General features: G+C 54.1%; 13 protein-coding genes. 4 read left to right on the top strand and 9 right to left on the bottom strand.

The window, feature by feature from the left end:
• The first annotated feature begins 3 nt into the window (after window positions 1–3).
• Complete coding sequence (locus tag OGX94_RS22165; protein ID WP_286569983.1) at window positions 4–1,950, top strand: DNA topoisomerase III; 1,947 nt, start codon at window positions 4–6, stop codon at window positions 1,948–1,950.
• A gap of 88 nt (window positions 1,951–2,038) precedes the next feature.
• Here the strand turns inward: OGX94_RS22165 and gdhA are convergent, their stop codons facing one another.
• Window positions 2,039–3,382, bottom strand: a complete 1,344-nt coding sequence (gene gdhA / locus OGX94_RS22160; protein ID WP_148362077.1) for an NADP-specific glutamate dehydrogenase — start codon at window positions 3,380–3,382, stop codon at window positions 2,039–2,041.
• A 252-nt stretch (window positions 3,383–3,634) separates the two neighbouring features.
• Here gdhA and OGX94_RS22155 point away from each other — a divergent pair, with 252 nt between their 5' ends.
• Complete coding sequence (locus tag OGX94_RS22155; protein ID WP_170974251.1) at window positions 3,635–3,895, top strand: YnjH family protein; 261 nt, start codon at window positions 3,635–3,637, stop codon at window positions 3,893–3,895.
• Here the strand turns inward: OGX94_RS22155 and OGX94_RS22150 are convergent.
• Window positions 3,855–4,268, bottom strand: coding sequence for a pyrimidine (deoxy)nucleoside triphosphate diphosphatase (locus OGX94_RS22150; RefSeq protein WP_126956334.1), 414 nt, complete (start codon window positions 4,266–4,268; stop codon window positions 3,855–3,857). The genes OGX94_RS22155 and OGX94_RS22150 overlap by 41 nt on opposite strands.
• 79 nt (window positions 4,269–4,347) lie before the next feature.
• Here OGX94_RS22150 and OGX94_RS22145 point away from each other — a divergent pair, with 79 nt between their 5' ends.
• Together OGX94_RS22145 and OGX94_RS22140 are read left to right on the top strand one after the other, a co-directional pair.
• Window positions 4,348–4,917 carry a carboxymuconolactone decarboxylase family protein gene (locus tag OGX94_RS22145; protein ID WP_164562903.1) on the top strand — a complete coding sequence of 190 codons (570 nt, stop codon included), beginning with the start codon at window positions 4,348–4,350 and terminating at the stop codon, window positions 4,915–4,917.
• On the top strand, window positions 4,910–5,533 hold the full coding sequence (locus OGX94_RS22140) for a CDP-alcohol phosphatidyltransferase family protein (protein ID WP_257661662.1): 624 nt from the start codon (window positions 4,910–4,912) through the stop codon (window positions 5,531–5,533). Before OGX94_RS22145 ends, OGX94_RS22140 begins: the two co-directional genes overlap by 8 nt.
• A gap of 100 nt (window positions 5,534–5,633) precedes the next feature.
• Here OGX94_RS22140 and OGX94_RS22135 read toward each other — a convergent pair whose 3' ends face one another.
• From OGX94_RS22135 to xthA, 7 genes are all read right to left on the bottom strand, one after another.
• Window positions 5,634–6,941, bottom strand: coding sequence for a sulfurtransferase (locus OGX94_RS22135; RefSeq protein WP_257661663.1), 1,308 nt, complete (start codon window positions 6,939–6,941; stop codon window positions 5,634–5,636).
• Between the two features lie 88 nt (window positions 6,942–7,029).
• Window positions 7,030–7,662, bottom strand: a complete 633-nt coding sequence (locus tag OGX94_RS22130; RefSeq protein WP_149335788.1) for an ATP-binding cassette domain-containing protein — start codon at window positions 7,660–7,662, stop codon at window positions 7,030–7,032.
• Window positions 7,662–9,197 carry an ABC transporter permease family protein gene (locus tag OGX94_RS22125; RefSeq protein WP_286569957.1) on the bottom strand — a complete coding sequence of 512 codons (1,536 nt, stop codon included), beginning with the start codon at window positions 9,195–9,197 and terminating at the stop codon, window positions 7,662–7,664. The genes OGX94_RS22130 and OGX94_RS22125 overlap by 1 nt, the downstream gene beginning before the upstream one ends.
• Window positions 9,170–10,339, bottom strand: a complete 1,170-nt coding sequence (locus OGX94_RS22120) for an ABC transporter substrate-binding protein (RefSeq protein ID WP_003832516.1) — start codon at window positions 10,337–10,339, stop codon at window positions 9,170–9,172. The genes OGX94_RS22125 and OGX94_RS22120 overlap by 28 nt, the downstream gene beginning before the upstream one ends.
• A 32-nt stretch (window positions 10,340–10,371) precedes the next feature.
• Complete coding sequence (locus OGX94_RS22115; protein ID WP_126956095.1) at window positions 10,372–11,082, bottom strand: TVP38/TMEM64 family protein; 711 nt, start codon at window positions 11,080–11,082, stop codon at window positions 10,372–10,374.
• Window positions 11,079–11,735, bottom strand: a complete 657-nt coding sequence (locus OGX94_RS22110) for a TVP38/TMEM64 family protein (protein ID WP_170974252.1) — start codon at window positions 11,733–11,735, stop codon at window positions 11,079–11,081. The genes OGX94_RS22115 and OGX94_RS22110 overlap by 4 nt, the downstream gene beginning before the upstream one ends.
• A 223-nt stretch (window positions 11,736–11,958) precedes the next feature.
• Window positions 11,959–12,765: an exodeoxyribonuclease III gene (xthA, locus tag OGX94_RS22105; protein WP_003030642.1), complete on the bottom strand. Its 807-nt coding sequence runs from the start codon at window positions 12,763–12,765 to the stop codon at window positions 11,959–11,961.
• Between the last annotated feature and the right edge of the window lie 408 nt (window positions 12,766–13,173).

The raw sequence follows: 13,173 nt of genomic DNA, 5'->3' as shown, positions 1-13,173 counted from the left end.
TCGATGCGGTTGTTTATTGCCGAAAAACCAAGTCTGGCGCGTGCTATCGCCGATGTGCTGCCGAAGCCGCATCGCAAAGGCGATGGTTTTATCGAATGCGGAAATGGACAAGTGGTGACCTGGTGTATTGGTCACCTGCTTGAACAGGCGCAGCCGGATGCCTACGACAATCGTTATGCTCGCTGGAGTCTGGTCGATCTGCCGATTGTCCCGGAAAAGTGGCAACTGCAACCGCGCCCCTCGGTGACCAAACAGCTCAACGTCATTAAGCGCTTTTTGCATGAAGCCAGCGAAGTTATTCACGCCGGTGACCCCGATCGTGAAGGGCAACTGCTGGTGGATGAAGTGCTGGATTACCTGCAACTGGCACCTGAAAAGCGCCAGAAGGTGCAGCGTTGTCTGATTAACGACCTCAACCCGCAGGCCGTTGAGCGGGCTATTGAGCGGCTGCGCGCCAACAGTGAGTTTATCCCGCTGTGCGTGTCGGCACTGGCGCGAGCGCGAGCGGACTGGTTGTACGGTATCAATATGACGCGCGCTTACACCATTCTTGGACGTAACGCGGGCTATCAGGGCGTACTTTCGGTCGGGCGCGTACAAACACCGGTGCTCGGGCTGGTTGTGCGTCGCGATGAAGAGATAGAGAACTTCGTCGCCAAAGACTTCTTCGAAGTGAAAGCGCATATCGTAACGCCTGCCGATGAGCGGTTTACCGCTATCTGGCAGCCGAGCGAAGCGTGTGAGCCGTATCAGGATGAAGAAGGGCGCTTGCTGAATCGCACGCTGGCTGAACACGTGGTGAACCGCATTAACGGTCAACCGGCGATAGTCACCAGCTATAACGATAAACGGGAATCAGAATCCGCGCCGTTGCCGTTCTCGCTGTCTGCGTTGCAGATTGAAGCGGCGAAGCGCTTCGGTTTAAGTGCGCAAAACGTTCTGGATATCTGCCAGAAACTGTATGAAACACATAAGTTGATTACCTATCCGCGTTCGGATAGCCGTTATCTGCCGGAAGAACACTTTGCCGGGCGTCACGCGGTACTGAACGCGATTAGCGTCCATGCGCCGGATCTGCTCCCGCAGCCGGCGGTCAATCCCGATACGCGAAATCGCTGTTGGGACGACAAAAAAGTGGATGCGCACCACGCCATCATTCCTACCGCGCGCAGTTCGTCCATCAACCTGAATGACAACGAAGCGAAAATTTACAACCTGATTGCCCGTCAGTATCTGATGCAATTTTGCGCAGATGCGGTATTCAGGAAGTGCGTTATTGAGCTGGATATCGCCAAAGGTAAGTTTGTCGCTAAAGCGCGTTTTCTGGCGGAAGCCGGATGGCGCACGCTGCTTGGCAACAAAGAGCGCGACGAAGACAATGACGGGACGCCGCTGCCGGTGGTGGCAAAAGATGACGAACTGCTGTGCGAAAAAGGCGAAGTAGTTGAACGTCAGACCCAGCCCCCGCGGCACTTTACTGATGCAACTCTGCTGTCAGCGATGACCGGGATTGCGCGATTCGTGCAGGATAAAGATCTGAAAAAGATCCTGCGCGCAACGGATGGTTTAGGTACGGAAGCGACGCGTGCCGGAATTATCGAGCTGCTGTTTAAGCGTGGATTCCTGGTGAAAAAAGGACGTTATATCCATTCGACTGACGCGGGAAAAGCGCTGTTCCACTCGTTGCCAGAAATGGCGACGCGCCCGGACATGACAGCGCACTGGGAATCTATCCTGACCCAAATCAGCGAAAAGCAGTGTCGCTATCAGGATTTCATGCAGCCGCTGGTGGGGACGCTGTATCAGCTTATCGATCAGGCGCGCAGCACACCGGTACGACGCTTTCGTGGAATTGCTGCACCTGGCGGTAGTGGTAGCGATAAGAAAAAAAGCGCGCCGCGTAAACGTCCGGCGAAAAAAAGCCCGCCTTCTGAAGAGGCGGGCCTGTAAGTTTGTAGGCCTGATAAGCATAGCGCATCAGGCTTAGCCGGATGCGGCACCCGTGCCTTATCCGGCTTAGTGGCCTGCAGAGACAATATTAAATCACGCCCTGACCCAGCATCGCGTCGGCAACCTTCACGAAGCCCGCGATGTTGGCGCCACGTACGTAGTTGGTATGCTTGCTTTCGCCGCCGTATTCAACGCAGGCATGGTGAATATCCAGCATGATGTGGTGCAGGCGCGCATCCACTTTCTCCGCTTTCCAGCCCAGACGAGCGGCGTTTTGCGCCATTTCCAGACCGGATGTCGCTACGCCACCGGCGTTTGCGGCTTTACCCGGTGCGAACAGTACGCCCGCTTCGAGGAACAGATCTGTGGCCTCGATAGTGGTCGGCATGTTTGCCCCTTCGGCGACAGCTTTCACGCCGTTGGCGATCAGTACGCGCGCTGCATCGACATCCAGTTCGTTCTGAGTGGCGCACGGCAGGGCGATGTCGACCGGAACCGACCACGGTTGTTTGCCTTCCAGATAGGTCAGACCAAACTCACGGGCGTAATCCGCCACGCGACCGTCACGGCTGTCTTTGATCGCACACAGACGCGCCAGTTTTTCTTTAGTAAATCCGCTTTCGTCAACCACGGTACCGCTGGAATCAGAGGCGGTAACTACCCGCGCGCCAAACTCCATGGCTTTCTCAATGGCGAATTGCGCCACGTTGCCGGAGCCAGAAACTGCCACGCGCATGCCTTCAAAGCCCAGACCATGGCGTTTGAGCATTGCTTCGGTGAAGTACACCAGACCGTAGCCGGTGGCTTCCGGGCGGATCAGGCTGCCGCCAAAAGAGAGACCTTTACCGGTAAAGACGCAGGCGCTGTTGTTGGACAGTTTTTTCATCATCCCGGCCATAAAGCCGACTTCACGACCACCCACGCCGATATCGCCCGCCGGGACGTCGGTATCAGGACCTAAATGGCGGAACAGTTCGGTCATCAGTGCCTGGCAGAAACGCATGATTTCGCCTTCGCTTTTACCTTTCGGATCGAAATCGCTCCCGCCTTTACCACCGCCCATTGGCAGCGTGGTGAGGGCGTTCTTAAAGGTCTGCTCGAAACCCAGGAATTTCAGGATAGACAGGTTCACGGAAGGGTGGAAACGCATACCGCCTTTGTACGGGCCAATGGCAGAGCTAAACTGTACGCGCCACGCGCGGTTGACCTGCACCTGATTGCGATCGTCCAGCCAAACTACGCGGAACTGGATCACGCGCTCCGGTTCAACCAGACGTTCCAGCAACGACATCTGACGATAACGCGGGTTCTGCTCAAGAAAGGGCCACAGCGTCGTCATTACCTCACGAACGGCTTGCGCGAACTCGGTCTGATTCGGGTCGCGCTTTTGCACATGGTTGAGAAATGACTCCAGAGAACATGTCTGATCCATAGATATAAGAACCTCTTATGTATTGATATGGTTATATTTTTGATATTTATGTTATGTGTTGTGCAGTTTTTGACTATACCATCAGCAGTGTGACGTGACGCAAGAAAAAATTAACCCCGCTAAGTAAATTAATATTGCGCCGTGGGTCATAACCAAAAACGATGATGGAAGGGACTAAAGTTTCTGCCGATTTATACCGTTATACTGAGCATAAATGTCAGTTAAAAAGGAAACACAATGCGCCGTTTAATCATGGCAGGAGCGTTGGTTCTGGTGTCCAGCGCGACGCTGGCAAATCAGCTTTATCGCCCGGATGTGCAGGTGAATGTACCGCCGGAAGTGTTCAGTTCCAGCGGTCAACGGGCACAGCCCTGTAGTCAGTGCTGTATTTATCAGGATCAAAACTACTCTGAAGGGGCGGTGATTAAAGCCGATGGCGTTCTGTTGCAGTGCCAGCGCGATGATAAAACGATCAGCACGAATCCGCTGGTCTGGCGGCGCGTAAAAGGATAAACGCCTCTAACAACGGGATATCGGCGGGCGCCAGTGGATAACGCAGTGCCTCTTCAGGTGAGCACCAGACGATATCCTGATGTTCAAATGCTCTCAATTCCCCCTGAAAAGACGGCACATGCCAGGCGTGTAGGTGAATCAATCGGCCTGAAACCTCGCGTTGATGACTGGCAATGTAGCGCCCCACGACCGCCTCAATGCCCAACTCTTCACGCAATTCACGGATCAGCGCCTCGGGCTGACTTTCGCCCGGCTCAACCTTACCCCCGGCAAACTCCCACATGCCTGACTGATCCGCATGAAGCGGACGCTGAGCCAGTAAAATTTTGCCATCACGTTCAATGATAGCGGCGACCACGTCGAGGGTTTTCATCATATTCATCAAGATCTAACAGCAGAAAATGACATACTATCGTTATCTTTGTTTTATCTAAAGTATTCAGGAGTCACCGTTGAACGAACCTCAGTCGTGGGTAAAGCCGTTAACGCGTATCCCTTCCAGTTTAAAACCGCTCGTTGCCACGCAGAAAAAACATTATGGCGATGTGCTGCATCCCACGCGCTGGTGGGGGCGGATGCCGTTTCTGTTCTGGCTGGTGGCGCTGTTTGTCGGGTTTCTGGAGCGTAAAAAGGCGCGCTTAACGCCGGTGATGCGCGCGCTGTTGATGACCCGCGTTTCTCAGGTCTGCCACTGTGCTTTCTGTGTTGATGCGAATAGTTTACGGCTGGCAGAACGCTGTGGCGCGCTGGATAAAGTCATGCAGGTTGTCAACTGGCAAGATTCGACGCTGTTTAGCGCTGAAGAATGCGTAGCGCTGGCCTATGCCGATGCGGTTACCGCAACGCCTCCACAGGTTGACGATGCGCTGAAAGCGCAGATGAAGCAGCATTTTACCGATGATGCCATTACGGAAATGACCGCGCTGATTGCGTTTCAAAATCTCTCGGCGCGTTTTAATGCCGCTCTCGATATTCCCTCGCAGGGACTGTGTGACAGTTTTAAAGGACGCCCGCATGCTTGACCGCCATCTTCATCCACGATTAAAACCGCTGTTGCATCGGTGCGTAGGTATTATTGATAAACCGGCGATTACCCCGGACGGACTTACGCTGGTCGGATTTGCCATTGGCGTGCTGGCGTTGCCATTTCTGGCGTTAGGCTGGTATCTGGCGGCGCTGGTGGCCATTTTACTCAATCGGTTGTTTGACGGACTGGATGGGGCGCTGGCGCGGCGCAGAGGACTATCCGACGCCGGCGGATTTCTCGATATCTCGCTCGATTTTTTGTTTTACGCCCTTGTGCCGTTTGGTTTTATTCTTGCCGCTCCGGCGCAGAATGCGCTGGCAGGCAGTTGGCTGTTGTTCGCGTTTATTGGCACCGGTAGCAGCTTTCTGGCTTTCGCCGCACTGGCAGCAAAACATCAGATTGATAACCCCGGTTACGCGCATAAATCGTTTTATTATCTGGGTGGAATAACCGAAGGAACTGAGACGATTTTGCTGTTTGTGTTGGGGTGTCTGTTCCCGGACTATTTTGCCGTGCTGGCGTGGGTCTTTGGCGCGCTGTGCTGGATGACAACGTTCACCCGGATCTGGAGCGGATATCTGACGCTGAAAGCGGTTCAGCGTCAGGCGTAAGATATTACGTTGCCGGATGCGCTTCGCTTATCCGGCCTCCAATGATGGTTTATCCAGGCTGGGTAAAGCGCTCTCGCCGCATCCGGCAATAATGACGCTCTTATTTGCTGGCGTCCGGACCCCGTTCACCGCTGGCGACCGGGTTTTTCGGATTGCTGCTCCACTCGTACCAGCCACCATCGTAAACAGAGACGTTTTTCCAGCCCATCGCGCGGGCATACATAAACGTTTCTGAAGCACGCCAGCCGGTACCGCAATAGAAAGAGACCTGTTGATTCGGCAGGATATTCCATTGCTTCCACATGGCGGCGATGTCATCCGCGCTGCGCATGGTGCCATCCGGGTTATGGAAATCTTCCATGTGGGTGGAGTCGCTGCCCGCGTGGCCCCAACGTGCGCCTGCGATCTCACCTTTTGGCTTAATGTAGCTGTAGCCGCTGGTAGTACCGACAAATTCTGGCCATGAACGAATGCTTACTAAAGACGCATCCTGGCGATGCAGCAGACCGCGAGCCTGTTCCGTATCGAGCATCAGCTGCGGCTGGGCAGGGATTTTCACGCCGAAATCAGGTTCTGGTTTCACCGTTGGCGGAGTGCCGCGTTCGACCGGTAAACCTGAGTCGGACCAGGTTTGCCAACCGCCGTCGAGCAGACGAACGTCTTTCACGCCTGCGTACAACATAATTTGTGCCACGCGCGCGGCGGCATAGACATCGCGGCCGTATAAAATTACCGTGGTGTCGTGGCGGACACCGTGTTTCGCCAGCATCGCTTTAAGCTGCTCATCGGAAACCTTATTCCACAGCGGTTCGCTTTCAACTTCATTGGTATCAATGTAACCCGCGCCGGGGATGTGGCTGAGCAGATACAACTTCGGCGCGCCCCAGGCGGCTTCAATCACTTTCCAGTTACCCGCTGGTTTGGCAGTCACGTCTTTACCCTGCTGAAGTTCGTGCAGCCACTGTGGGTAAACCAACTGTTCGAAGTGCGGCAGACGTTGCAGACGCGCAGGATCTGTCAGCGCATCGCTGAGGGTTGAGATATGGTTAAAGCCAACTTTTTGCAGACGGGATTTAACGGCCTGCATGTCGTTATCACGGCCATACAGCGCCACCGGAGCGTCGGTCTTAAGTTGATGTGACTTAACCCAGGCGCTGAGTTGTTCATCATTCATCTTGTCGAGCCAGGCGGCAGACAGATTCAGTGCGGAAGGTTCGTGTCCTGAAGGACCATTGAGCGATTGTGGCCAACCGTTGTAAAAAGCGCTCTGACGGGTATCGATCGCCGCGCCTTGCTTTTGCTGTAACTGGTTGAGGGTGAGCGCCTGTGCTGTTTCAGCAGCCCAGGAAGAAGCGCAAGCGAGCCCTAAAGCCAGTGCCAGCGCGGTCATTTGAGAAACACGTTTCATCGAATAGCCCGACATTGAAAAAAAGAAGACGACATTCTGTGCCGCCAGTTACGTAAAAACCTTGCGTTAACGCAGCATATCGCCACATTCACACCCAGTTTTCCATCTGAAATACGCGGCCTGCAGGCGGCACGTCCTGCGCGTCATGGGTCACCTGTACCACCGGGATCCCCAGCTTACGCACCTCGGTGAAGACCCATTGGCGAAAGTTATCGCGTAGCGACGCATCCAGCCTGCTAAAGGGTTCATCGAGTAACAGTGCCTGGGGCTGCGCCAGTAGTGTACGGAGCAGGGCGACACGCGAGCGTTGTCCGCCGGAGAGTGACGCCGGATCGCGCGAATAAAAACCTGCCAGGTCAGCGCGTGCGAGAGCGCATTCAATCTCATGGCGTCTGGCGGGACCTTGCAGGCTGGCGGGTAAGGCCAGCAGTAAATTCTGCCCAACGCTGAAATGGTCAAACAGCAGCGCATCCTGGAACAAAATACCAATCTGGCGCTGCGCGGTAGGTAACGTATCGATGCGTCGTTCATTAAGCCACAGTTCGCCTGAGGCCTGAAACTGGGGAGGCAACGCCCCGATCATCCATGAAAACAGCGAAGATTTCCCGCTGCCGGAAGGTCCCATAATTGTGACGATGTCACTTTTGTTAACCTGAAAATTAACGTCTTTCACCAGCGCTTTCACGCCCTGGTACAACGAAACGCCTCGTACGGTAAGCATTAGCGGAGTCCTTGTCGAAAGCGGCCGATCCACGCGGCGAGAAAGGCTGCAAGTGCGAAAACGAGCAGTGGTAAAAGCAGCTGCCACAACGCTTGTGTTGCCAGAATCGCACTGCTACCGCCGCTGCTTAATGCCACCGCTTCGGTGGTGAACGTGGGATAGCGTCCGGCACCTAGCCACAGCGTTGGCATATACTGGGCGATACTAACTGAGAAGCCAACCGCGAAGGCAATCAATGCCGGGCGCGCCAGCTGCGGGCATTTCACCAGCCAGAATATCCGCCCCCGCGTCCAGCCCAGGGTTTGCGCAATCAAAATTAATCGTGGGTCAATGCGCTGCCAAGCCGGTTTAAGCACAAATAGCATCCAGGGCATCACCCACAGCAGGTGGCCCCAGATAATGGTCGTCATCAGTCCATCTTGTTCGGCATCTAACGCCAGCAGATATTGTCCGGTTACCAGTGGTAGCGCAGGCAAAATGAGCGGTAGCCAGACCCAGCGGTGTCCGGTTTGTGGACCCCATTCCAGCCAGGCAAAAAGTATCAGTAGCGCCAGCACGCTGGAAAGGAGCCCCAGTTGCAGGCTATTGTTGAGCGCCTCGTTGTTTAGCGAGGAATAGCTGGCGATAAGCGCCAGTACCAGCGCGCATACCACACCGCTGACGGGCAAAATCTGTACCAGCGGGCGTGCGATTGTCATAGATGAAAAATGCTGGCGTTCACCGTTTACTGCCGGAATAGTATGTCGCCAGGCACGCCAGAGCAGATAACCCACCAGCGCGATAACAAGGAGAAACAGCACCAGTAACAGACTGGCAAGTGCGCCTTTCGCCTGCTGTTCTACGTCGCCCTGACTGAGCCACTGCCAGCTCAATACGGCAAGCGTTGGCGGATTGCCGGGGCCAAGAACGATTGCCACATCAACAACGGAGAGTGACCAGGCAACAATCGCCAGCATAGCTTTACCTAATGCCGGGCCGATAGCGGGCAGAACCAGCCAGTTCAGGCATTGCAGTCGGCTGTAACCAAGCGAATCCAATACGATAACCTGCTGAGAAAGTTGTTTCTCACTCAGTAGGGCTGAGAGAATCCATAACAAAAAAGCGCTCTCTTTCACCGCCAGCGTTACGCCAAGTCCAATGCCGTAGCGGTCCGGCTGTGGGCTGAGGAACGGGAGCCATTGCCAAAGTATGCCGCCTTCAGCAAAAACCAACAGCACGCTGGTGGCGAAGGCAACGTGCGGAATTGCCAGCAGCCACGGAAGACGCGTATACAGACGTACCCAGCCTGCGCCGGGCCACAAGGCGAGGATCGCCAGCAGCGCGATGATCAGCGCGCCCCCAGCCGCGAGGCCGACGGAAACCAGTGTTGCCAGTAACGCCTGCGGGAGTTGAGGATCGGCAAAGAGCGCCAGCCAGTGTGTGGTACTAAGCGCCGGTGTTATCAGAGACCATGCCGCTGGCGCCAACGGCAGATAAACTGCCGCCATGATGGCCCAGAGTAGCAGAATTAATGCGTACCGTAGCGGCGTAACCATTCTTGTTCCAGAGCGTTTACCCAGGCTGCATGCGGTTCTGGCAACACGGCAGGGAGCCCCTGTGGGATCCGCGCCAGCAGCGCATCACGCTGTTCGTCAGGCAATTTTTGTGGATCAAGCACCGAAGGATCTCCCCAGACAGCCGGGTCAGCTTTGCGCAGTTGTGCTTCAGGAGAAAGCAGGAAGTTTGCCACGACTTTTGCTCCGGCACTGGCGTGGGCATTCGCCGGAATGGCAACAAAGTGCACGTTACCGAGCATGCCCTGTGAGAAACCAAAACTGTAACTGCTTTTAGGCAATTCGCCGCTCGCCACTTTTTGCTGCGCGTGGGCCGGGTTAAAGGTCAATGATAAACGCAGGGTACCGCTATTGAGCAGTGCATCCATTCGTGCTGGCGTGGGCGGAAAATCTTTGCCTTCACGCCAAAGTACAGGATGCAAAGTATCAAGATACTGCCACAATGGCGCGGTAACTTCGGCGAATGTCGCTGTATCTGGCGCAACTTTCAATGCCTGTGGTTTGGTGGTGAGCGAAATTAGCAACTGCTCAAGAAAAGCCGTTCCAGTAAAGTCGGGCGGGCGTGGATAGGTCACCGTGCCAGGGTGCGCCTGCGCGAATTTAAACAGTGCCTGCGGAGATTGTGGCGGCTGCGCGGTAAGATCGCGCCGGGCAATAAAAGTGAGTTGGGCACCGCCCCACGGTGATTCAGCCCCCTCTGTTTGAACGGAGAAATCTTCGGTCACCGGTTTTTGTGTATCAACATAGCGCCAGTTAGGCAGCGTTTGCGCCCACTGGGTTTGCAGTAGCCCGGCTTCTTTTAGCGTACGGAAGTTTTCGCCGTTAACCCACAGTAAATCGACAGAGCCGCCGGTTTTTCGCCCGGATGCCGCTTCCGTCTGGATGCGTTTTACGGCATCGGCAGCGTCTGCCAGGCGCACGATTTTCAGGTTAATGTCGTAGTGCGTTTTCATCTCGCCGCTAACCCAGTCGAGATACTGGTTAACTGCATTGTCGCCACCCCAGGCGTTGAACCACACCGTTTGACCACGGGCGTCATTTTTGATTTGTTGCCAGCTGGCGTCCTGGGCAAACGTCGCCAGCGGGCAGAGCAACAAACTCAGACACAATAAGCAGTAACGCATAATATCTCCATGGTTAAAAATGGGGGAAGGTCTCAGCTTTTTTTCCGTTGGCGCTCAAGATAAAGGCTTCTCGCCACCGATATCACCACGCTTAGGGCAAACAGGACAAACAGACCCGTCACAAACCAAAATGTGCCGCCGGTTAACAGGCTTCCCGCCCATGAGTAGACGATAGTGGCGGGTAACTGTCCGATGCCGGTGGCGATGAAAAAATGGCGAAAACGAATTGAGGTCAGGCCTGCCGCGTAGCTTACCGGGTCGAACGGCACAAAAGGTAACAGGCGGCAGACCAGAATAGTGTGCTTACCATAGCGCTCGAAAAAAGCGTCCATATTGTTCAGCACCGTTTTTCCGGTCAGCTTTTCTACCGCACCGCGACCTAAAATGCGGGCAATAAAAAAGCACAGCGCCGCACCTGCCATTGCGCTGCTCCAGGATAGTACGCCGCCCCAAAATGCGCCAAACAGCGAGGCATTGGCAAACGTGATCACAAACGCAGGAAGCGGTGCAACGATGGCCTGTAAGATCATCAGGAAGAACGACACCACCGCCGCCTGGGTTCCATAAGAACGAATAAAGTTTTCCAGAGCATGCTGATCGAGTGTGGTAAATGCTGCCAGGCCGCCGTGGAGAAAATCACTCACGCCAGGTATCCATGCCCATGCCATTAGCCCGAGCAGTAGCAGAGCAATTAAACCCACCCGGTAATAGCGAGCCAGCCGCGCTTTATTCCGTTTTATCATTTACCTGTACACTCATGGTTGGCTGACGGATCGATATGCTTATATCGGGCCCAGGCTTTGGCTGCCTGAACGAGGGCGAATAACGCCAGCCCTGCCACGCTGAGCTTACCGATGAATACCAGGGTAATGCCTTCGCTGGCGAGTTCATGCGACATCAGCGTATAGATAAAGATGCCGGGTAAGGTGGTAAGTGCCGATATTACGGTAAATGACCAGAACGGAATGGCCGTCAGCCCATAGGCGTAATTTTGAATATTATAGGGGAACAGCGGCACGAGCCGGGTCAGGATCAGAAAGTCTACTCCGCTATGGGCAATGCCTTTTTCGATAGCCTGAAACGTCGCCGTGTGCCCAACGTATTTCAGTAGTAGATCCCGTCCAAGCCAGCGAGCCAGCAAAAACGACAGCGCTGAGGCCACGGTTGCAGCCACTAACGAGATAAGCGTCCCAGCCACGGGGCCAAACAGCACACCGCCGACGATCACCAGGATGCTGCCTGGAATCAGACACAGCGCAGCAACAATAAAAAGCAGGATATAAAGCGTATAGCCGAACATACCGCTTTGGCGGATGACGTCTTGTAAATGATGGAAATTGGTTATCAGGTCGGTCAGACCATAATGATGGAAAACTCCCGCCAGAACGCAGAACAGGACCGCGACAATCAGCAGCCGGTATTCTGCTTTATGCGAACTTCTTTTTCATGGAGGTTCTCCTGTAAAACCGAGTGCAATGGAGCATTTTCGTCAGCGAAAAGCGCGCGCGAAGATATAATAAATTCCCGGCCGTAACAATGTATTACCGTCACTTTATTGATTTTGCACAGAATAAACAGACTCTCCAGACCGGGCCTGGAGAGTAAAAAGACGCAGAAGGTCAGACGCGGAATTTAGCCCATACAGGCGCATGGTCGGACGGTTTTTCCATGCTGCGAATTTCATAGTCGATGCCGGTTTCTTCGCAGCGTTCCGCCAATGGGTTGCTCGCCAGCAGCAGATCGATACGCAGGCCACGGTTATCGTCAAAGCCTTTTGAGCGATAGTCGAACCACGAGAACTGGTCATTCTTTTCAGGATTTGCGTGACGGTAAGTATCCACCAGACCCCAGCCCAGCAGGCGTTCCATCCACTCACGCTCCTCCGGCAGGAAGGAACATTTACCGGTACGCAGCCAGCGTTTACGGTTTTCTTCGCCAATGCCGATATCGAGATCGGTTGGGCTAATATTCATATCGCCCATGATCAATACCGGATTGTCGCGCTTCAGTTCAGTCTCCAGATAGTTTTGCAGGTTCTGATAAAACGCGGCTTTGGCCGGGAATTTGGTTTCATGGTCACGGCTTTCGCCCTGCGGGAAATAGCCGTTGATCACCGTGATGCTGCCCAGAGGGGACGGAATTTCTGCCATGATGATACGACGCTGCGCTTCTTCGTCATCGCCCGGGAAGCCACGACGTACCGCAATTGGCGTTTCTTTCGTTAACAACGCCACGCCGTAATGACCTTTCTGGCCGTGATAAAAGACGTTGTAACCGAGCTTTGCTACCTCTTCGAGAGGGAACATATCGTCGTGGACTTTTGTCTCCTGTAAGCCAATAACATCCGGTTGGTGTTTTTCGACAATGGCTGCCAGTTGATGGGGACGGGCACGCAGGCCGTTGATATTAAAAGAGACAAATTTCATAGTCGCTGCCACTTTGCAAGATGAATAGTGCAAGGATGGTAGCAGAATTTCTGCAGGCTGACTGCTTCTTGTCACCTGATTCCAACAATGATTGCTAATGGTGTTAACGATGGAGCAAAAACTGCACCGTTTTGGCGCGAAGCGCGTCGGAATGGAGCAATAATTTCCGAAAAATTTCGTATACGATCACAATTCCAGAATTATATTTGGCGACTGAATAAAACTGCGTTTTTTCCTCTGTTTGGTCGCCTGATGCGCAAACATATTCACTTTATATGCACATGCAGTGAATATCGCCACGTTGTAACCTGTTGATATTCCGTCATCGACCTCCGTTTATGCACTTTTTTCGCTGGCTGGCACGAACCCTGCAATCTACATTTACACCGCAAACACTATATTTATTAA

Source organism: Citrobacter sp. Cpo037 (assembly GCF_030332945.1).
In the GTDB taxonomy this organism is placed as follows: domain Bacteria; phylum Pseudomonadota; class Gammaproteobacteria; order Enterobacterales; family Enterobacteriaceae; genus Citrobacter; species Citrobacter portucalensis.
The sequence above is the reverse complement of the archived record's forward strand: the minus strand, read 5'-3'. Positions and strand labels throughout refer to the sequence as shown.

What these genes read in the sequence shown, in the direction of transcription:
- OGX94_RS22165 (WP_286569983.1), top strand. Translation starts at nt 4, where the DNA reads ATGCGGTTGTTTATTGCCGAAAAACCAAGTCTGGCGCGTGCTATCGCC.
- gdhA (WP_148362077.1), bottom strand. Translation starts at nt 3,382, where the DNA reads ATGGATCAGACATGTTCTCTGGAGTCATTTCTCAACCATGTGCAAAAG.
- OGX94_RS22155 (WP_170974251.1), top strand. Translation starts at nt 3,635, where the DNA reads ATGGCAGGAGCGTTGGTTCTGGTGTCCAGCGCGACGCTGGCAAATCAG.
- OGX94_RS22150 (WP_126956334.1), bottom strand. Translation starts at nt 4,268, where the DNA reads ATGAAAACCCTCGACGTGGTCGCCGCTATCATTGAACGTGATGGCAAA.
- OGX94_RS22140 (WP_257661662.1), top strand. Translation starts at nt 4,910, where the DNA reads ATGCTTGACCGCCATCTTCATCCACGATTAAAACCGCTGTTGCATCGG.
- OGX94_RS22135 (WP_257661663.1), bottom strand. Translation starts at nt 6,941, where the DNA reads ATGAAACGTGTTTCTCAAATGACCGCGCTGGCACTGGCTTTAGGGCTC.
- OGX94_RS22130 (WP_149335788.1), bottom strand. Translation starts at nt 7,662, where the DNA reads ATGCTTACCGTACGAGGCGTTTCGTTGTACCAGGGCGTGAAAGCGCTG.
- OGX94_RS22125 (WP_286569957.1), bottom strand. Translation starts at nt 9,197, where the DNA reads ATGGTTACGCCGCTACGGTACGCATTAATTCTGCTACTCTGGGCCATC.
- OGX94_RS22120 (WP_003832516.1), bottom strand. Translation starts at nt 10,339, where the DNA reads ATGCGTTACTGCTTATTGTGTCTGAGTTTGTTGCTCTGCCCGCTGGCG.
- OGX94_RS22115 (WP_126956095.1), bottom strand. Translation starts at nt 11,082, where the DNA reads ATGATAAAACGGAATAAAGCGCGGCTGGCTCGCTATTACCGGGTGGGT.
- xthA (WP_003030642.1), bottom strand. Translation starts at nt 12,765, where the DNA reads ATGAAATTTGTCTCTTTTAATATCAACGGCCTGCGTGCCCGTCCCCAT.